The sequence below is a fragment of the Pseudomonas rhizosphaerae genome (assembly GCF_000761155.1).
In the GTDB taxonomy this organism is placed as follows: domain Bacteria; phylum Pseudomonadota; class Gammaproteobacteria; order Pseudomonadales; family Pseudomonadaceae; genus Aquipseudomonas; species Aquipseudomonas rhizosphaerae.
The window spans coordinates 961,079-979,987 of the sequence record NZ_CP009533.1; the positions used below are offsets into that span (position 1 = coordinate 961,079).

17 protein-coding genes are annotated in these 18,909 nt (G+C 62.9%); 6 read left to right on the forward strand and 11 right to left on the reverse strand.

All coding sequences use genetic code 11. The features are described from left to right. Window positions 1–63: 63 nt before the first annotated feature. Window positions 64–960 carry a DMT family transporter gene (locus LT40_RS04395; RefSeq protein WP_043186986.1) on the forward strand — a complete coding sequence of 299 codons (897 nt, stop codon included), beginning with the start codon at window positions 64–66 and terminating at the stop codon, window positions 958–960. Between the two features lie 15 nt (window positions 961–975). On the opposite strand, the gene LT40_RS04400 is transcribed toward LT40_RS04395, so the two are convergent. Continuing rightward, window positions 976–2,484, reverse strand: a complete 1,509-nt coding sequence (locus LT40_RS04400; protein WP_043186987.1) for an MDR family MFS transporter — start codon at window positions 2,482–2,484, stop codon at window positions 976–978. Between the two features lie 123 nt (window positions 2,485–2,607). After that, entirely contained in the window at window positions 2,608–3,531 is a 924-nt protein-coding gene (locus LT40_RS04405) for an AraC family transcriptional regulator (RefSeq protein WP_043186988.1), read from the reverse strand. 326 nt (window positions 3,532–3,857) lie between these two features. Here LT40_RS04405 and LT40_RS04410 point away from each other — a divergent pair, with 326 nt between their 5' ends. After that, a complete protein-coding gene (locus tag LT40_RS04410; protein ID WP_043186989.1) occupies window positions 3,858–4,196 on the forward strand; it encodes a putative quinol monooxygenase in 339 nt (112 codons plus the stop codon). 42 nt (window positions 4,197–4,238) lie between these two features. Then, window positions 4,239–4,475 carry a hypothetical protein gene (locus tag LT40_RS04415; protein WP_043186990.1) on the forward strand — a complete coding sequence of 79 codons (237 nt, stop codon included), beginning with the start codon at window positions 4,239–4,241 and terminating at the stop codon, window positions 4,473–4,475. Here the strand turns inward: LT40_RS04415 and LT40_RS04420 are convergent. From LT40_RS04420 to bglX, 5 genes are all read right to left on the reverse strand, one after another. Next, window positions 4,468–5,094: a flavin reductase family protein gene (locus LT40_RS04420; protein ID WP_043186991.1), complete on the reverse strand. Its 627-nt coding sequence runs from the start codon at window positions 5,092–5,094 to the stop codon at window positions 4,468–4,470. The two genes, LT40_RS04415 and LT40_RS04420, sit on opposite strands and share 8 nt — an antisense overlap. A 96-nt stretch (window positions 5,095–5,190) precedes the next feature. Beyond that, window positions 5,191–6,510 (reverse strand): MFS transporter, encoded by a 1,320-nt coding sequence (locus LT40_RS04425; protein WP_043186992.1) that lies wholly within the window; start codon window positions 6,508–6,510, stop codon window positions 5,191–5,193. A gap of 161 nt (window positions 6,511–6,671) precedes the next feature. Next, a complete protein-coding gene (locus LT40_RS04430) occupies window positions 6,672–8,000 on the reverse strand; it encodes a sigma-54-dependent transcriptional regulator (RefSeq protein WP_043186993.1) in 1,329 nt (442 codons plus the stop codon). After that, a complete protein-coding gene (locus LT40_RS04435) occupies window positions 7,997–9,751 on the reverse strand; it encodes a sensor histidine kinase (protein WP_043186995.1) in 1,755 nt (584 codons plus the stop codon). The genes LT40_RS04430 and LT40_RS04435 overlap by 4 nt, the downstream gene beginning before the upstream one ends. Window positions 9,752–9,774: 23 nt before the next feature. Then, entirely contained in the window at window positions 9,775–12,066 is a 2,292-nt protein-coding gene (gene bglX / locus LT40_RS04440) for a beta-glucosidase BglX (RefSeq protein WP_043186998.1), read from the reverse strand. A gap of 223 nt (window positions 12,067–12,289) precedes the next feature. Here bglX and LT40_RS04445 point away from each other — a divergent pair, with 223 nt between their 5' ends. Both LT40_RS04445 and LT40_RS04450 read left to right on the forward strand, forming a co-directional pair. Then, entirely contained in the window at window positions 12,290–13,486 is a 1,197-nt protein-coding gene (locus tag LT40_RS04445; RefSeq protein WP_043187000.1) for a class I SAM-dependent methyltransferase, read from the forward strand. Between the two features lie 95 nt (window positions 13,487–13,581). Continuing rightward, window positions 13,582–13,794, forward strand: coding sequence for a response regulator transcription factor (locus LT40_RS04450; RefSeq protein ID WP_324184114.1), 213 nt, complete (start codon window positions 13,582–13,584; stop codon window positions 13,792–13,794). A 22-nt stretch (window positions 13,795–13,816) separates the two neighbouring features. On the opposite strand, the gene LT40_RS04455 is transcribed toward LT40_RS04450, so the two are convergent. Beyond that, complete coding sequence (locus LT40_RS04455; RefSeq protein ID WP_043187004.1) at window positions 13,817–14,836, reverse strand: DUF4917 family protein; 1,020 nt, start codon at window positions 14,834–14,836, stop codon at window positions 13,817–13,819. Window positions 14,837–14,976: 140 nt separating this feature from the next. On the opposite strand from LT40_RS04455, the gene LT40_RS04460 reads away from it, so the two are divergent. Next, window positions 14,977–16,047, forward strand: coding sequence for a glycerophosphodiester phosphodiesterase (locus tag LT40_RS04460; protein WP_043187006.1), 1,071 nt, complete (start codon window positions 14,977–14,979; stop codon window positions 16,045–16,047). Between the two features lie 77 nt (window positions 16,048–16,124). On the opposite strand, the gene LT40_RS04465 is transcribed toward LT40_RS04460, so the two are convergent. The 3 genes from LT40_RS04465 to LT40_RS04475 form a co-directional block, all read right to left on the reverse strand. Beyond that, window positions 16,125–16,439, reverse strand: a complete 315-nt coding sequence (locus LT40_RS04465) for a hypothetical protein (protein WP_052393237.1) — start codon at window positions 16,437–16,439, stop codon at window positions 16,125–16,127. A 100-nt stretch (window positions 16,440–16,539) separates the two neighbouring features. Beyond that, the gene (locus LT40_RS04470; RefSeq protein ID WP_043187008.1) at window positions 16,540–17,121 is read right to left on the reverse strand and encodes an AAA family ATPase; all 582 of its coding nucleotides are present in this window, start codon (window positions 17,119–17,121) and stop codon (window positions 16,540–16,542) included. A 328-nt stretch (window positions 17,122–17,449) separates the two neighbouring features. Beyond that, window positions 17,450–18,889: an NCS1 family nucleobase:cation symporter-1 gene (locus LT40_RS04475; protein WP_043187010.1), complete on the reverse strand. Its 1,440-nt coding sequence runs from the start codon at window positions 18,887–18,889 to the stop codon at window positions 17,450–17,452. Window positions 18,890–18,909 lie beyond the last annotated feature (20 nt).

The window sequence follows — 18,909 nt, forward strand, 5'->3', positions numbered from 1 at the left end:
ATGCCTGAGTGCGGCGGGCAAGTCTGGTCGGTACCCTTTCATCATCCTGTTGCGAGCGTGTGAATGAGCGTACAAAACCCGTTGCTTACTGGGGTCAACCAGCCGCTGCGCGGTATCGCGCTGATCTGCCTGGCGACGTTGCTGTTCGCCAGCCATGACGCCTTGTCCAAGTACCTCTCCGGGTTTTTCCCCATCGTCGTGGTGGTGTGGGCGCGCTATGTGGTGCACACCCTGCTGATGCTGGTCATCTTCGTGCCGCAGACCGGGCTGTCCACGGTCATCCGCACCAAGCGGCCGGGATTGCAGCTGTTGCGCGCGCTGTGCCTGATCGCCACCAGCCTGTTCTTCACCACCAGCCTGCGCTACATACCGCTGGCCGAGGCCACCGCGGTGAATTTCCTGGCCCCCTTGCTGGTGACGGCGCTGTCGGTGCCACTGCTCAAGGAAGTCGTCACCCGCGCGCAGTGGGCGGCGGTGATCACGGGCTTCATCGGTGTACTTATCGTCATCCGGCCCGGCGGCGCCTTGTTCACACCGGCAATCATCCTGCCGCTGATTTCCGCTTTCTTCTTCGGTCTGTACCAGTTGCTCACGCGCAAGCTCAGCGGCATCGACAGCCCGACCACCAGCAATTTTCTCGCCGGGATCTTCAATACGCTGATCATGAGCGCCGCGTTGCCGTTCTTCTGGCAGGCACCGGGCTGGATCGATGCCTTGTTCATGGTGGGCCTGGGCACCTGCGGCATGCTCGGGCATCTGCTGCTGACTCAAGCCTTTCGCCATGCCGCGCCGGCGTTGTTGGCGCCGTTCAGCTACGGGCAGATCCTGTTTGCCGGGATGTACGGCTATCTGATTTTCGACCACACCCCGGATATCTTCGGGGTGGTGGGCATCAGCGTGATCTGCCTCAGCGGCCTGGCCGTCGCCTGGGCCCAGCGCAAGAAGCGACCGGCTGCCTGAACGGGCCCCTTCAGCTTACTTCTCCCCATGCCCGCGGCCACGCAGTTCCAGGTTGGGCAATGCCAGTGCCACGGCCAGACCCAGCAAGGAAATCCCGGCACTGGCCCACAGCAAATGCTGGAAGGTCTGCGCCAGCTCCACGCGCAAGGCGTCGCGGGCCGGGCCTGACGCGGCATTGAGCCCGGTCAGCAGGACATTGTCGCCCATCGCCTCGAGTCCGTGACCGCTCAGGGCACCGTCCGCCAACTGCACGCCGTGCAACATGGCCAGCAGCAAAGCCGACAGGCAGGCCACCCCGACCGCGCCACCCAGCGAGCGAAACAAAGCCAGGGTGCTTGTCGCCACGCCGATGTCCTTGGCCTGCACCGAGTTCTGTGCACCCACCAACGAGGTGGGAAATTGCAGGCCGCAGGCAAAGCCGGTCAACAACATGAAGGCCACACTGAGCAGGAAGTTGTCCGGTGGACTGAACGACATGCCCAGAATGCCCAGCGGAGCAAGCAGCGCGCCCGTCAGGATGATCGGTTTGTAACGTCCGGTCTGGGACGTGCGACGTCCGCCTAGGAACGCGCCGATCGGCAGGCCCAGCGCCAGCGGCAGCAAATACAAGGCCGCCTGGTCCGCACCGGCACCGGTCACGGTCTGAAAACGCAGGGGCATCATCACGCTCAGACCGATGGCCTGGAAGCTGGTGAAAAACACCGAACACCAACACAGCACCGCCGCTGGAATGGCGAACAGGTGCAGCGGCAGCAGTGGTTCGCGAAAGCGTCGTTCATGCCAGACGAACCCCATCAGGGCCACCACGGCCACCACCAGCAGCCCCCAGACTTGCGTGTCGTCCAAACCATGCCCCTGGCCGACGCGGGTAATGCTCATGAGCAAGGTGCTCAACCCGATGATCATCAACACCGTGCCCAGGTAATCGATGACCGGCGTGCGCTGCGGAATCGGCAGGCCCGCCAGCTTGCGGTTGGCGTACCAGCAGGCGAACACGCCCAGTGGCAGATTGATGAAAAACACCCAGCGCCAAGACAGGTACTGAGTCATATAGCCGCCCAATACCGGCCCGAGCACACTTGCTGCAGCGTACATGCTGCTGAAATAACCCTGGTAACGACCGCGTTCGCGCGGGGGCACGACATCACCGATGATCGCCTGGCTGACCGACACCATGCCGCCGGCGCCCACACCTTGCAGCAGACGCGCCAGCACCAGCTGTTCCATACTTTGCGCCATGCCGCAGAACAGCGACGCTACGGTGAACAGTGCGGTGCCGATGAGAATCATGCGTCGACGTCCGTACAGATCGCCCAGTTTGCCGTAGATCGGCGTGGCCACGGTCATGGCCACCATGTACCCGGAAATCACCCAGGCCAGGCGGTCGACATCGTTGAACTGCGCGGAGATGGCCGGCATCGAGACTGCAACGATGGTCTGGTCCAAAGCCCCGAGGAAAATGGCCAGCATCAAGGCCACCAGAATGCTCTTGATGGCGGGTGGGGAGTGGCTGAGATCGGTCACAGGTAGGCCTGCATTGAAACGCCCTGGCAGGATGGCCGCGGGCCGCTGTTTTCGAGTGTACTTGATAGCTAGCTATCGGTTCTATCGGTGACCGGGTGTTTTTACAGGTCTGCCTGTGCGGCTCTACAGACTGATACGCAGCCGTGCCAGATCTCGCACCGGTGGCGCGCCGAAATGGCGGCTGTATTCGCGGCTGAACTGCGACGGGCTTTCGTAGCCCACCCGATACCCAGCCGCCGAGGCGTCCAGGTCTTCGCTGAGCATCAATCGACGCGCTTCCTGCAAGCGCAGCTGCTTCTGATACTGCAACGGGCTCATGGACGTCACCGCCTTGAAGCGGTGGTGCAGGGTGGACACGCTCAAATTGACTTCACGAGCCAGGTCTTCGATACGCAGGCTGCGATGAAAATGCCGATTGATCCAGGCGATGGCCTGGCTGACCCGGTGGGTCTGGCTGTGCGCCACGGCGATTTCGTACAGACGGTGGCCCTGTTGCCCACCCAACAAGCGGTAGAGGATTTCCCGCCGCACCAGCGGCGCCAGCACGGCGATGTCTTTCGGTGTTTCCAGCAGTCGCACCAGACGCAGCACGGCATCCAGAAGCGCCGTGTCCATCCGCTCCACATACAAGCCGCGTTGGGTCGAGCGCGTGGGCACGCCCAGCGGTCCCGCACCGGCGATCACCGCGTTGATGTCCTCGGGGTCGATGTCCAGCCGCAACGACAGGCTGGGGTCGTGCACGGTGGCGTCTAGAATACGTCCCGAGACCGGCATGGCCACTGACACCACCAAAAAATTCAGCGGATCGTACACATAGCGTTCATCGCCCAGGCGCACTTCCTTGCTGCCATTGGCCAGGATGCACAGCGCGGGTTGGACCAGGGCTGGAAACGACTGCACGCACTCTTCATAGCGCACCAGATGCAGGCCGGCGATCGCGGTGCAATGGCTGCCTGGCGTCTGGGCGCCTCGGGCGATGCGCTCGGCGAGTTCGCGACGACTGTTTTCCAGAGCAGGTTCCAGGACGGACTCCCGGGGAGGGTTCATGCAGAGGTTCATGCAGGCTCCGTGATCGGTACGGCACATGAGCGTGAGGATAATCCGTGCTTAATACTCAAGGTAGACGATAGCTGCGGGATGTTTGCCCAATCCTGCGAAATTACTACAGAGCGCTTGAACGAAGCGTTGCCCGGAGCCAGTGAATGCATCCGAACATCGCCTGAACAAGCGCAGCGCAATTGATCGAAACTGCAATGCTGCAGGATCGGGCAAGACCTTCGCAGGAAACGGCTAACCCTCGCTATCGACGGTTGCGTAACGTTGTCGCTGTACCTTTGTTCACCGTAGAGCCGTTCATTCAGGGAGAGTCGAGCATGAACTCATTTTCTACCGTCAGTCTGGCTACTGTCAGTCACTGTGCCTTGATCACGGCCCGCCAGGGTCATTCTGAGCAGGTTGGGCTCGGCCTCTCGGCACTGGTGCGACCCGCGCTGGCCATGGCCGGCTGTCTGCACTTTGCGGTCCAGCGCAGCCATGGCGATGAGCGCCTTTGGCAGGTGGCTGGGGTATGGCGCGATCAAACCGCCATGACCGCCTGGCTCAATTCACCGGGGATGCAGGTGTTTTCCGATCTGGTCCAGGGCCTGCTGGTCACCAGTCTCGACCTGCACACCTTCGGAGACGCCGCGATCGAACATGCCAGTGCCGCCTGAGCGGCGTACAATCGCGGCTTTTCCATCGGCCCGAGGTACGTCATGGCACGCAAGGTATTCGAACATCACGAAGCGGTTTCGGCGGTAGTGCCGGATGCAGGCCGTTACCGTGCAGCCATTGCCATCAAGGCACTGCAGGGCGGCGTCCCGCAGTTTCACAAGGTGCTCGACGGCCAATCGTTCGGCACTGCGCATGAGGCCGATGTCGCCGCCGCCGACGTGCTGCCGACATTGAACGATGTCGACGAAGACGGCCAACCGGTATTCGCGCCTACTTGACCTGTGGTCGGTACATCTTGAACAGCGCCTGCGGGCCAATTTCGAAATAATCCGCCGGGCCACCACCGCGCAAAATCGGGCCGGCAGCTGCGGTGTCGTAGATGCCGTCCTTGAGCAATGACTTGGCGATATGCACCGCCACCACCTCACCCAGAATCAGCCAGGTAGGCACTTGCTGCTGGTCGGCGCCTTTGAGCTGAATGATCTGAGTCACCTTGCATTCGAATGACACCGGCGCTTCGAGCACCCGCGGCACGCTGACGATCGTCGAAGGCGCGTGGCTCAAGCCGCTCAGTTCGAACTCATCGACTTCAGGGCCCACGGCGGCGCAGCTCTGGTTCATCTGCTCGGCCAAGGCACGGGTGGACAGATTCCAGACGAATTCGCCGGTCTGTTCGATGTTGTTCAGGCTGTCCTTGCGCCCCACGCTGGCGAAACCGATGATCGGCGGCGTGTAGTTGAAGGCGTTGAAGAAACTGTAGGGCGCCAGGTTCAGGCGACCTTCGCGGTCATGGGAAGAGATCCAGCCGATCGGCCGCGGACCGACGATGGCGTTGAACGGGTCGTGGGGCAAACCATGGCCCTTGGCGGGCTCATAGTAGTAGGTGTCATCCGACATCGGGGGCAATCCTCAGCGTTCAAGTGCCCCCAGTGTGCGTCGGCGTAGGCTAGCAGTGCAACTGCCCCCGCCATTGCGGCGGGGGCATGCCTGGCTTTAGTCCGTTTCGATGCGCGAATGCTTCTGGGTGTCCTTCATGAACACGTACACCAGCAGCGAGCAGGCGATGCAGGCGGTCACGTACCAGTAGTAGCCGGTTTCCATGCCGATCTGCTTGAACCACAGCGCGATCAGTTCGGCAGTGCCGCCGAAGATCGACACGGTCAGCGCGTAGGGCAGGCCGACGCCCAGGGCGCGGATTTCGGTAGGGAACAGTTCGGCTTTGACCACGGCGTTGATCGAGGTATAGCCGCTGACGATGATCAGTGCCGCCATGATCAGGAAGAACGCGCCCCACCAGGTCTGGATGGTGTGCAGCGTGGTCAGGATGGGCACGGTGCACACGGTGCCGAGTACGCCGAACGCGATCAGGATCGGGCGGCGGCCGATCTTGTCGGAGAGGGCGCCGATCACCGGTTGCAGACACATGAACAGGAACAGCGTAGCGGCCGAGATGGCCGTGGAGTCTGCCTTACTGAAGCCCACCGTGTTGACCAAGTATTTCTGCATGTACGTGGTGTAGGTGTAGAAGGCCAGGGTCCCGCCCATGGTCAGGCCGACCACGGTCAGCAGTTCCTTGGGATGGCGCAACAGGGTGCGCATCGTGCTTTCCTTGGTTTCCTTCTTCTGCGTGAAGGAATCGGTCTCTTCCATGCCGCGACGCAGCCACAACGCAACCACTGCGCACAGCGCACCGATCACGAAGGGTACGCGCCAGCCCCAGCTCAGCAGTTGCTCTTCGGTGAGGGTCTGTTGCAGCACGATCAGCACCGCCAGCGCGATCAACTGACCGGAGATCAGCGTGACGTACTGAAAGCTTGAGAAGAAGCCGCGACGTTCCTTGGTTGCCATTTCGCTGAGATAGGTAGCGGACGTTCCGTACTCACCACCGACCGAGAGGCCTTGCATCAGCCGCGCCAGCACCAGCAGCACCGGCGCCCAGATCCCGATGGTCTCGTAGCCCGGGGTCAGGGCAATCACCAGCGAGCCGAAGCACATCAGCAGTACCGAGGCCATCAACGCTGCCTTGCGGCCCTTGCGATCGGCATAGATACCCATCAGCCAGCCGCCGATGGGGCGCATCAGGAAGCCGACGGCGAAGATTGCGGCAGTGTTGAGCAGTTGGGCGTTGAGGCTGTCCTTGGGGAAGAACACCTGGGCGAAGTACAGGGAGAATGCGGCGTAGACGTACCAGTCGTACCACTCGACCATGTTGCCGACCGAGCCGCTGAAGATCGACTTGACGCGGCTGGCGGTGGTGCGGGGCGGGGCAGATGCGGCGGATGCCCCGGCGGGCAGGGTGTTGGAGTTATCCATGGTGGATCCTTCTCATTATTGTTGGTAGCGCGCAGGTTCGCGCTTGCCAGGGCAGTAGCAGGAGCCGTGCCAGGGTGCGAAACCCCCGTTTTTTAGGGGGTTGCACGCCTCGATGAGCGGATTCTTGCCGATGCGCAGGGCGGCAATGAGCGGATTCTTGCCTAGTCGCGGAAGTCTTCACGGGCCAGGCCATGGCGCTGCATCTTCTCGTTCAAGGTGCGCCTGGGCAGTTGCAGTTCCTCCATCACCGCCTTGATGTCGCCGCGATGACGGGCGAGCGCTGCACGCAGGCATTGCGCCTCGAACGCCTCCTGTTGTGCCGCCAGCGAAAGCCCGCCTCCGGACGTCTCGAGGGCAGGCGCGGCCAGGCCCAGTACATGGCGTTCGGCCGCATTGGCCAGCTCGCGAACGTTGCCCGGCCAGTCGTGGCTGAGCAACTGGGCCAATTGCGTCGAATTGACCACCGGTGCCTGGCGACCGAGGCGTTTCGCGGTGGCCGCGGTGAAGTGATCGAACAGGCGCACGATGTCTTCGCGCCGCTCGCGCAGCGGGGGCAAACGCAGTTCGGCGACATTCAATCGATAGGCCAGGTCTTCGCGAAACAGCCCGGCCCGGGCCTGTTCCAGCAAGTCCGGCTTGCTGGCCGCGACCAGGCGCAGGTCGACCGCAATGCTCTGGTTGGAGCCCAGGCGTTCGAGCTTCTGCTCCTGCAGCACACGCAGCAGCTTGGCCTGCTGGGCCATGGGCAGGCTTTCGATCTCGTCGAGAAACAGGGTCCCGCCGTGGGCGTATTCCAGCTTGCCGATGCGTTTGCCTTGGGCGCCGGTGAAGGCACCGCTTTCATGGCCGAACAGTTCGGCCTCGAACAATGCCTCGGGAATCGCGGCGCAGTTGAGCGCCACGAACGGCTTGCCTGCACGCGGGCCAAAATCGTGCAGGCAGCGCGCGACCAATTCCTTGCCACTGCCGGTCTCACCCCGAATCACCACGTTGACCGGCAGTGGCGCCAGGTCCAGCACCTGGCGGCGCAGCTGAGCAATGGCCGGGGCGGCGCCGAGCAGGGTCGCCTGCAATTGCTCGCTGAAATCGGCGCGGCTGTGCAGGCGGCGGTTCTCCAGGACCAGGCGACGCTTGTCCTGGGCACGCCGCAGGCTGCTCAGCAGGCTTTCCGGGCTGAACGGTTTCTCAAGAAAGTCGTAGGCGCCATCGCGCATGGCCTGTACCGCCATCGGCACGTCGCCGTGGCCGGTCAGGAGGATCACCGGCAATTCGGGGTCGCGTGCCTGTACCTGCGCCAGCAGGCCAAGCCCGCCCATGCCCGGCATGCGTACATCGCTGAGGATGACCCCGGCGAAATCCGCCGGCAACTGGGCCAGGCAGTCTTCAGCCTGGCCGAAGCGTTGCACCGAAAAGCCACTGAGGCCCAACCATTGTTCGACGGCGTCGCGAATGCTCGCTTCGTCGTCGATGACCATCACTTGATTGCTCATGCAGGCTCCGTATCGAGGGGCAGGGCGAGGGTGAAGCGAGCACCGTGTGCCAGATTCTCCACGCTCAACTGGCCGCCGTGTTCGTGGGCGATCGCCAGGGAAACCGCCAGCCCCAGGCCAAGCCCCTCGCCGATCGGCTTGGTGGTGAAGAACGGATCGAACAGGTGGTCGATGTGCTCGCTGGCGATGCCGCCGCCACTGTCGGCGATGCTCAGTTGCCATTGCTCGCCCTGCAGGTGCAAGGCGATGTGCATCTGCTTGGTGGGCGCACTGGCCATGGCGTCCAGCGCGTTGCGCACCAAGTTGATCAGCACCTGTTCGAGACGAATGGCGTCACCTCGCACGTACGCAGGCTGCGTTACCTGCAAGTGCAGGTGTACCCCGGCGGTGCGCAGCGGCGTTTCCAGCAGCTGCAAGGCCTGCTCGAGCACCCGCGCCAGGTCGAGGCGTTCGCGTACCCCGGCCGGACTCTTGCGTGCGAAGGTTTTCAAATGGGCAGTCAGCGCCGCCATGCGCGTCAGCATCTGCTCCAGCGGCCCCAGGGCCTGGCGCGCTGCATCGATGCGATCCTGATCGAGCAACAGACGCAGGCTCGCCAGCTGCATGCGCTGCGCCGTCAGCGGTTGGCTGATCTCGTGGGCCAGCGCTGCCGACATCTGGCCCAGGGCGGCCAGTTTCGCGGCCTGGACCAGACCCTCCTGGGCATCGCGCAGCTCGCGCGTGCGCGCCCGCACCAATGATTCGAGCTGCTCGCGGCCGCGCTGGCGCAGGGCGGCCAGGCGTCGGCGCTGGTTCAGCCAGAGGCCGCCGAAGACCAGGCTCAGCCACACCCCGGCTGCCGCCAACGCGGCATTGCGGCTGTCCTCGGTGCCTACCACGGGCGGCTTGAGCAGGTGCAGGGTCCAGCCTTCGCTGGCCATCGGCAGCGACGCCCACAGATACTCGGCCGTGCCCTGCGGGCCGTTGACGCGCACTTGCCTGGCCGCACCCCCAAGGTTGCCCAGCACCTGGTGATCCAGCGGTTCCAGGGTTTGATCGTGGTACTGGCGCGTGCGCTGCAGTTCTTCGCGGTCGGCGTCGTCGAGGACGTTCAGTGTGCGATAACGCCAGCCTGGCCGGTTGGCGATGAACACCACCCCACGCGCATCGCTGACCAGCAAGGTGTCAGGGCCCTGCGCCCATTCCTGCTCCAGCTCGGGCAGCTCCAGCTTGACCACCATGGCACCGAGAAAGCCTTCTCGGCCATCCTTGATCGCGCTGGACAGGAAGTAGCCGGGGATGCCACTGGTCACGCCCACGGCGTAGAAACGCCCACTGCCCTGGCTGACCGACTGGCTGAAGTAGGGGCGAAAGGCGTAGTTGTGACCCACATAGCTGGTGGGCAGGCGCCAGTTGCTGGCTGCCACCGCCAGGCCTGTATGGTCGAGCAGTTCCAGGGTCGACGACCGCGCCGCCGCATTGATGCGTTCCAGCTTGCGGTTCAGCTCGTCCTGGGTGGCCGCGTCGATCGGGCCCTGCAACGCCCGTTGCAACTGCGGATCGAGCGCCAGCACGGCGGGCAGGGTGCGATAGCGCTCGATCAGGGTGTGCAGGCCGTTGGCATACAGCGCCAACTGGCCATTGCTGCGCGCGGCCTCTTCATTTTGCGCCAGCCACTGGGCATGACGGCCGGCCCAGACGGCGGACAGCAGCGCGCCGGCCACGACGACCAGCACGATGACGGTCAGGCGCAGGCTGCGGGCGATGACCACGGGCGCTGTCGGGCCGAAGCCGCCTACAACAACTCGAAGTTCGCCTCTTTCACATCTTCGGAATCCAGCCCGATCATCACCGTGAACTGCCCGGCTTCAGCGGCCCGAACCAGCTGCTGGTTATAGAACTTCAGATCATCCTCGACGATGTCGAACGTCAGCGTCTGGCTTTCGCCCGGCTTGAGCATCAGCTTGCGGAAATGCTTGAGTTCCTTGACCGGCCTGGCCATGGAGGCAGCCACATCACGCACGTACAGTTGCACCACGGTTTCGCCCGCTACCTTGCCGACGTTACGCACATTGATGCTGGCCGTGACCTTGCCGTCGCGACTCATGCGCTTGCTCGAAAGACTGACGTCCGACAGGCTGAAATCGGTGTAGCTCAGGCCATACCCGAACGGGTACAACGGACCTTGCTCACTGTCGAAGTACTGCGAACTGTAGTTGCCCGGATGCCCTGGCGTGAACGGCCGACCGATGCTCAAGTGGCTGTAATACAGCGGCACCTGGCCCACCGAACGCGGAAAGGTGATCGGCAGCTTGCCCGAGGGGTTGTAGTCGCCGAACAGTACGTCGGCGATGGCGTTGCCGCCCTCGGTGCCGCTGTACCAGGTTTCCAGCACGGCATCGGCCTGGCGCTGCTGATCGCCGATGGCCAGCGGACGGCCGCTCATCAATACCAGCACCAACGGCTTGCCGGTGGCACGCAGGGCGGTGATCAAGGCCTGCTGGGTGCGCGGCAGGTCGAGGGCAACGCGGCTGGCCGATTCGTGGGTCATGGCACGCCACTCGCCGACCGCAGCGACGATCACGTCGGCATCGCGCGCGGCGGCCAGCGCTTCGTCGATCATGGCCTGACCGGAACGCGGGTCGATGGCGCGCTTCACGGTCTCGGGGTTGAAGTAGGAAATGAAGTCCAGGGTGGCGCGGTCATCGGTGAGGTTCGCACCCTTGGCGTACGTGACCTTGGCCGGATCGGCCACGGCATTGCGCAGCCCGTTGAGCAAGGTCACCGATTGCGCGGCAACGCCGGCGGCCGACCAGCTGCCGAGCATGTCGTCCGGCGAGTCGGCCAACGGGCCCACCAGCGCGATGCGGGCGTCCTTTTTCAGCGGCAGCGTCTGCTTCTGGTTCTTCAGCAGCACCAGGGTCTTGCGCGCCACCTCGCGCGCCTCGGTGCGATGCAGGCGGCTTTCCGCGTTGACGTCGGCCGGGTCGTCCTGGGCCTTGCCGATGCGCAGGTACGGGTTGGCGAACAAGCCCATGTCGTACTTGGCGCCCAGCACTTCACGCACGGCATTGTCGATATCGGACTGGCTGATCTGGCCACTCTTGATCAAGCCTGGAAGCTGCGCGCCGTAGGCCTCGTCGTTCATGCTCATGTCGACGCCGGCCTTGATCGCCAGCTTCGCTGCCTCGCTATCGTCCTTGGCCACGCCGTGGCGGATCAGCTCGTGGATGGCGCCGTGGTCACTGATGGTGACGCCCTTGAAGCCCCACTGCTTGCGTAGCACATCGTGCATCAGCCAGGTGTTGGAAGTGGCAGGCACGCCGTTGATCGAATTCAATGCGACCATCATGCCCCCCGCACCGGCATCGACGGCGGCGCGATAGGGCGGCAGGTAGTCCTGGAACATGCGCTGTACGCTCATGTCCACGGCGTTGTAGTCACGCCCACCTTCGATGGCACCGTACATCGCGAAATGCTTGGCACTGGCCAGCATGCGGTCCGGATTGGCCGAGCTGGGGCCCTGTATGTTTTCGATCATCACCCGGGCGATCTTCGACACCAGGTAGGTGTCTTCGCCAAAGCCTTCGCTGGTCCGGCCCCAACGCGGATCGCGGGAAATGTCGACCATCGGCGCGAAGGTCATGTCGATCCCGTCGGCCGTGGCCTCGGCGGTCGAGGTCCGGGCGCTCAGCGCGATGGCGTCCATGTCCCAGCTGGCGGCCAGGCCCAGGCTGATCGGGAACTGCGTGCGGTGACCGTGGATCACGTCGTAGGCGAAGAACATCGGAATCTTCAGGCGGCTGCGCTGTGCAGCATCCTGCATGGGCCGGTTTTCCGCGCGAGTGATCGAGTTGAACGTACCCCCGATGCGCCCGGCAGCGATCTCGGCCTCGATGCGCTGGCGGGTCATTTCCCCACCGATGGCGATCAGCCGCAACTGGCCGATCTTCTCGTCCAGGGTCATGCGTGCGAGCAGGTCGGCAACGAATGCCTCCTTGCTCTGCGGACCTTGCGATGGGCTATCGGCATACACAGGTTGAAACGCCAGGCCGACGACGACACCCAGCAGACACAGCTTGTTCATGGAGTTCTTCTCTTTGGCCTGCCGCAAAAAGCGCCGCAGCCGGTGACGGTGACAGTGTTTTTATAGTTCGTGGGAGGTGTTTTAACGTATCGGCGCCCTGCAATCCAGTCGGGTGCCGGGATTGATACAAATGCATCCGCGCCGGGGGCTTCGAATCAAATCCCCCAAGTGGACGTACACTCACTAAAATGCCCGCCTGAACACACCCGAGATCCGTTTCGCCATGCCCGTCACCGACCCCCGCGCCGAATTCCTTGCTTCGCTCGACACCAGCCTGTCGCAGAACGCTTTCATCAAGCTGGTGCTGGCTCGCCACGTCGGCCAGGAGCCGGAGCTGCAACGGCTGATCGTCAAGCTGGCGACCATCAAGGGCGAACCGTGCCTGTCGTTCGTGTACCGCTACAAGACCCGCGACATCACCAAGAACTTCAGCCTGGTCGACGGTCAGCAGTTCATTGCCGAAGCCTTGCCCGACACCTTCAAGAACGCCCATCTGCTGACCCTGACCGACGAGCTGCAGCTCGAATTCAGCAAGAAGAACAAGGCCAGCCTGCATCGCAACAAGCAGCAGCAGGAGCGCGCCGCGCCGGAGCTGGGCCACGATCGGGAAAAGAAGCGTTTTCTCGAGCTGAACCGACCGTTTCTGCAGGACCTGGGCGTGACCGACCAGCAGGGCCAGTTGATCCCGTCGATGTCGCGCAAGTGGAAACAGATCAACAAGTTCATCGAGGTGTTCTCCCACGCCTTCGCCTCGTCGAGGCTGGCCGGGGCCGATGCGCCTGTGCGGGTCGCCGATTTTGGCTCGGGCAAGGGTTACCTGACGTTCGCCATCCATGACTACCTGGCCAATTCCTTGCAGCGGCAGGCACAGGTCACCGGTGTGGAACTGCGCCCGGACATGGTCGAGTTGTGCAACGCCGCAGCCGCTTCGCTGGAGCATCCGGGGCTGGTGTTCGAGTGCGGCGACGTACGCTCGGTGGTGCCCAGCGAAATCGATGTGATGATCGCCCTGCATGCCTGCGACGTCGCCACCGACTATGCCATCCATACCGGTATCCGTTGCGGTGCGGCGATCATCATGTGCTCGCCATGCTGCCACAAGGAAATCCGCCTGCAGATCCAGAGCCCGGGTCTGCTCAAACCCATGCTGCAATACGGCCTGCACCTGGGCCAGCAGGCCGAGATGGTCACCGACAGCCTGCGCGCCCTGCTGCTGGACGCCTGCGGTTATGAAACCAAGGTGTTCGAGTTCATTTCCCTGGAACACACCAACAAGAACAAGATGATTCTGGCGGTCAGACGTGACACGTCCGGCCCGAGCGGCGAGGCGCTGGCCAGGATCGAAGAGCTGAAGGCGTTCTACGGCATTCGCGAACAGCGCCTGCAGACCCTGCTGCAGGAAGACGGCCTGCTGGGATAGCCGCTGTCAGGCGTCGGCACTACAAGTCGCCGTCGTTGTGACCCGCTCCAGCCGAGCGCCACCATGGGCGCTCAAGTCAAGGGTTGGAGTTTGCAGTGACGCTCGACATCAAGCTGACGCCGCGCGAGCAGGAAGTGCTCGTGTGGAGTGGCAGGGGCAAGTCCTCATGGGAAATCTCGCGCATATTGGCCTGCTCCGAAGCCACCGTGAATTTCCATTTCGCCAACATCCGCCGCAAGTTCGCCGTGGGCTCGCGCAGCGTGGCGGTCCTTTTGGCACTGGAAAAAGGCCTGATCACGTTGTGCTGACAGCGCTGCCGGTTTCCAGCTTTCAGCGACGTTTCTTCACCACCGCAGGCACCGCCACATTCAGTTGCGCACTGCCCAGGCCATGGCTGGTCGCGTCGAAAAAGTGCAGGGTTTTGCCGCTGCCGGCAAACAGTGCTTCGAAGCGTTGTTTCTGGGTGATGATCCAGGCATCGCTCAGCGGAAAGATCGAAATGTACAGGGTCTGCGCAGGCGCCGAACACAACGCCTGGAGAATGTGCGCATCGTCGCCGTCCAGGTTGTGGCCGAAGATGCACAGCGTGCCGTCCTGCCGGCTCAACTCGCCATGGCACCAGCTCAGATAATCCGAATCGCGGATGGTGCGCAGTTTCTGCGCGCTGCTGCCTTCGTTGACCAGCAGCGGCACATCCCCAGGCGTGTTGATCGCAAACCCATCGAGCAAGGCTTCGCCTTCTGCAGTGCGTTGCCGGGTGGTGCCGTCGCTGTTCTTGATCAGGTGCAACCCGCCGTGCAGGTACAGCATGCGGCAGCCTTCAGCCCCGGTGCGACGGATATCGAAGCCGGTGTCCACGTCCATCAGCTCGGCGAAGCCATGCGGGTCATGCTGGACGGCCCATGGGCAGAGCAGGTCGTAGTTGCTGCTGTACACCGTGTCGAAGGCGCGCAGTTCGCGGTTCAGGACGGCCAGGCGCGCTCCATCCAGTAGACGAAAGGGAATGTGCACGCTGCGCACCGCATGGATCAACGCTTCCTTGATCGCATAGTAGCGGTTGAGCGGTGCAGTCGAACTGATCGCCAGGGCGGCGTTGACCCGTACGGTGCTGTTGAGCAGCGCGAGCACCTGCTCGAAACTGTGGGTCTGCAGCGACTTGAACAAGGCCAGGTCGGTGAGGCTCAAGGGTTTGTTGCGCACCTTTTGCGCGCGTTCGAACAGGGACGCGTAGGCGAAGCTGCGCCAGACTGCGCGGCTGGCGCCGTTGCCCAGCAGCAGGCTTTGCGCGCGCTGTCGGGTGTGCAGGGTCTGCCAGTCGTCGAGCTGGGCGTCGAAGGTGTCATGTGCCATGGTGATGATTCGTTCTACTCGTGTCTGGAACAAGGGCGCGACTCTAGCACGCCATCTCCTGTCATCCGACGCCGTCTATGCTAGGTCGGTTCATCGGCATTGCGCCGCGCCGTTTTCGATCATCTCTGAAAGGACTAAGCATGTTGGCACACCTGTACAAGACCCTTTGCCTGACCGCCGCCCTGGGCGCCGCCGCCTCGGCCCATGGGCAAACCCCCGAGCAGTTGGCCCACGCCGCCAACATTCCCCACCCTGCAGTGATTGCCCACCGCGGTGCTTCGTACGATGCGCCGGAGTCGACGCTGCCGGCTTACCTGCTGGCCCGGGACCTGGGCGCCGACTACCTGGAGCTCGATGTACAGCGCACGCGCGACGGGCAATTGATCGCACTGCACGACGACACCCTGCTGCGCACCACCGACATCGCCAGCAAGTTTCCCGAGCGCAAGGACAAGCCCGTCAGCGACTTCACCCTGGCCGAGCTGAAAACCCTCGACGCCGGCAGCTGGTTCAATGCCGCGCATCCGCAGCGTGCCTGTGACAGCTACAAAGGTCTGAAGATTCTGACGCTGGACGAAGTGCTCGACGTGGCCCAAGGCGGCGCCCATAAGCCTGGGGTGTACATCGAAACCAAGGTGCCGCAGCAGTTTCCCGGCATCGAGCATGATCTCAAGGCCAAGCTCGCGCAGCGCGGCTGGCTAGACGGCCAGCATCGTGTGGTTTTGCAGACGTTCGAGAAAGGCAGCCTGGAATTGTTGGCCAAGGAAATGCCCCAGGTGCCCAAGGTGTTGTTGCTGTGGGTCGGCGAGGGCAGCATCGAGCCCAAATCCACGGTGGCATTCGCTGCGTCCGGCATGAAGGACAAGGCCGCCTACTATGCCCAGCAACAGCCCCGTGATCGGGCCGAATTCGAGCGCTGGTTAGACATCGCCAAGGCCAACGGTGCAGTGGGCACCGGTCCGTCGGCAGCGTTGACCGAAGGCGGCGAGCAGAGCTACATGGACCTGGTGCAGCCCTGGATGAACAAGCTGACCCACGACAAAGGCCTGCTGGTCCACGTGTATACCGTTGACGAGGCCGTCGATTTCAAAAAGGTCAGCGAGGCAGGTGTGGACGGTATCTTTACCAATCGCACCAGTGAATTGCTGAAGTTCTACGACCGTGCTTCGACCGAATCCGTCAGCCAGATTCTTCAGCGAAACGGTTACTGAAGGGCAGACATGACAACGGCGCAGATCGCCTGTCACTGAAGACCGAAATCTGCGCCGCTGTGACGGCTGCGGTGCGCTTATTTACCGGCGCCGCTGCCATTGCCACCGCTGTTGCCCGAACTGCCGTCGCCTTTGGTCGCGCCCATTGGCGTTGGACCGCCATCGGTAGTGCCGGCATCGGCGCCCTGGCTCATGGACCCGGACTTGCCATCGATCCCGGTGGCATTGCCGTTATCCGGGGACTTGTCGGTGCCTGGAATGACCTGCTTGCCCGATGGCGCTTCCGGGGTGGCGGTGGGGTTGCTGTCGTTGGACGCCGCCATCGCCGCGAAGGACGAGGCCGACAGAAGACCGGCCAGAGCCAGCGAGGCGAGCTTTTTGCTAATCATCATGGTGCATCTCCGCAGTGAGTGGGGGGTACAAGCATTGGGCCACCCCCCGGTGCTCAACGTGCCCTCGGGGCGACGAGCGGCATGTTGCCCATGGACTGACTCAGCGGTACAAACGATGAAACCCCGGTGGATGGCTTCGGGCGGTATCGATGGAAATGGGCTGGCCGCGCTTCAGCCAGGCGTCCACGGTCTGGCCGAAGCTGTGTTCGGTGCAGTCGCGCAGTAACATCAGCGGAATCTGGAGATGGCGCGCCACCGCCCGCGCGCTGTCCCGTTCCTGTTGCTGGAACACCTCCACTTCGGTCGCCGACGCATGACTGGCCGGCAGGCGCTGGAGCACCGTCCACGGCTCGCTCTCCAGCAACACGATTGCACCCAGGGAAAGCCGCTCGAAGGCGGCCAGATCAATGCCCAGCGCGCGAGGGCGCTTGCCCATCAACACAACGTTGCCTTCCAGCAACATCGACTTGCCGGTGGCGGCGATGCTGGTCAGGGCCAGTTCGAGAGCCTGGCGATTCCGGTCGCGGTTGGTCGCATAGCGATCATCGCTCCATTTCACACTGGCCAGCACCTGCCGCACCAACCCCGTCGCACTGCTGTGCAACACGCCTCGCCGATGGGCGTAGTGCTCGCAATGCCAAGTCTTCCCTACGCCATGAATACCCGCTACCAGGATGATCATGATGGATGTCCCTATCAAGTGAGAGGTTATTACTAGACTGGACGGACTGCGGAAGCGTCAACCGAAGTGTCAGAAATTTCTGATTGATGCTGGAGATATTTCTTCTGGGATTGGCGTAACTTGCTGTTTGCGGGGGGAAAGCAAGGAGGCAAAAGCGCGGGGGCGAGGGCGTAGAGAACGCTGATCTGTACTGGTCGGTACGGGCTATCTGTAGCTTGTTAACGCCTGATAAATGAGAAATGGCTTATAAAAGCGTTATGCCCTGGTACTCCTGTGATTGAAGGTGTACGCCGCCGCATCCACTGCGGCCGACGTACACCTTCTCCAATCAGACCCCTGCCAGGCTCAACGAACGCACGTCTCGCCGCGCCAGCAGCCAATAGAAACCGCCACCCAGGAAGCAACCGGTGAACCAGGCGAAGTTGGCGATCGGCTTGAACCAAGGCACGAAGGTCACGACCACCCCGATCAGCGTCGCCGCCAGCAGCGCCTTGATTGCCACCGGGTTGAAGCCGTTGCTGTACCAGTAGCGCCCGCTCGGTGAGTCATCGAACAGCGCCGCCACGTCGATCCGCTGCTGCTTGATGCAGTAGTAGTCCACCAGCAGGATCCCGAACAGTGGGCCGATGAAAGTCGCCAGCACGTCGAGGGTGTAGTGGATCACTTCGGGGTTGTTGAACAGGTTCCAGGGGGTGATGAAGATCGACGCCACCGCGGCAATCATCCCGCCCGCACGCCAGCTGATCTTGCTCGGCGCGCAGTTGGCGAAGTCGAAGGCCGGCGAGACGAAGTTGGCGACGATATTGATGCCGATCGTTGCCGTGACGAACGCGAATGCGCCCAATAGCACCGCAACGTCGTTGTCGATGCGCGCTACCGTCGCGATGGGGTCGTGAAGCATTTCGCCGAACACGGGCAAGGTGCCCGATACGATCACCACAGTGACCAGCGAAAACGCCAGGAAATTGACCGGCAAGCCCCAGAAGTTGCCGCGCCGCACATCCGCCATGGTCCGGCAATAACGGCTGAAATCGCCAAAGTTCAGGGTCGGACCGGAGAAGTACGACACCACCAGGGCGGTCGCCATCACCACCTGGCCAAAGGCTTCCCAGCCGCTCAGGGATTTTTCCGCAAGGGTAAAGCTGATGTTGCTCCAGCCCGCTTTCCAGACGATCCAACCGGCGAGAATGAACATCGCTGCGTAGACCACCGGCCCGGCCCAGTCGATGAAGCGCCGGATCGAGTCCATGCCGGTCCAGAACACCGCTGCCTGCACCGCCCACAAGAACAGGAAGCCCATCCAGCCCAGGTACGACAAGCCCGCAAACTGCACCTGTGCGTAGCTTTCCATGCCAGGGAAGAAGCGCAACACCACGATGATCAGCGCGCTGGAGGCCAGGTACGTCTGCACGCCGTACCAGGCGACCGCGATCAGGCCGCGGATCACCGCCGGAATGTTCGCGCCGAACACGCCGAAGGCCAGTCGGCAGATGACCGGGTACGGTACAGCGGCCTGCTGGCTGGGCTTGGCGACCAGATTGGCGATCACCTGAATGATCCCGATGCCCACCAGCAGCGCGATCAGCACCTGCCAACTGGCCAGGCCCAGGGCGAACAGGCTGGCAGCGAACACATAGCCGCCGACGCTGTGCACATCGCTCATCCAGAAGGCGAAGATGTTGTACCAGTTCCACTTCTGCGCCACCGGGCCCAGGTCTTCGTTGTACAAGCGAGGGCTGTAGCCCTTGGGAAGGTCGGGATTGTTCACGCACACGCTCCAGGGTCGTG

Coding starts and splice junctions, on each gene's coding strand:
- LT40_RS04395 (WP_043186986.1), top strand. CDS start 64: ATGAGCGTACAAAACCCGTTGCTTACTGGGGTCAACCAGCCGCTGCGC.
- LT40_RS04405 (WP_043186988.1), bottom strand. CDS start 3,531: ATGAACCCTCCCCGGGAGTCCGTCCTGGAACCTGCTCTGGAAAACAGT.
- LT40_RS04410 (WP_043186989.1), top strand. CDS start 3,858: ATGAACTCATTTTCTACCGTCAGTCTGGCTACTGTCAGTCACTGTGCC.
- LT40_RS04415 (WP_043186990.1), top strand. CDS start 4,239: ATGGCACGCAAGGTATTCGAACATCACGAAGCGGTTTCGGCGGTAGTG.
- LT40_RS04420 (WP_043186991.1), bottom strand. CDS start 5,094: ATGTCGGATGACACCTACTACTATGAGCCCGCCAAGGGCCATGGTTTG.
- LT40_RS04425 (WP_043186992.1), bottom strand. CDS start 6,510: ATGGATAACTCCAACACCCTGCCCGCCGGGGCATCCGCCGCATCTGCC.
- LT40_RS04430 (WP_043186993.1), bottom strand. CDS start 8,000: ATGAGCAATCAAGTGATGGTCATCGACGACGAAGCGAGCATTCGCGAC.
- bglX (WP_043186998.1), bottom strand. CDS start 12,066: ATGAACAAGCTGTGTCTGCTGGGTGTCGTCGTCGGCCTGGCGTTTCAA.
- LT40_RS04445 (WP_043187000.1), top strand. CDS start 12,290: ATGCCCGTCACCGACCCCCGCGCCGAATTCCTTGCTTCGCTCGACACC.
- LT40_RS04455 (WP_043187004.1), bottom strand. CDS start 14,836: ATGGCACATGACACCTTCGACGCCCAGCTCGACGACTGGCAGACCCTG.
- LT40_RS04460 (WP_043187006.1), top strand. CDS start 14,977: ATGTTGGCACACCTGTACAAGACCCTTTGCCTGACCGCCGCCCTGGGC.
- LT40_RS04465 (WP_052393237.1), bottom strand. CDS start 16,439: ATGATGATTAGCAAAAAGCTCGCCTCGCTGGCTCTGGCCGGTCTTCTG.
- LT40_RS04470 (WP_043187008.1), bottom strand. CDS start 17,121: ATGATCATCCTGGTAGCGGGTATTCATGGCGTAGGGAAGACTTGGCAT.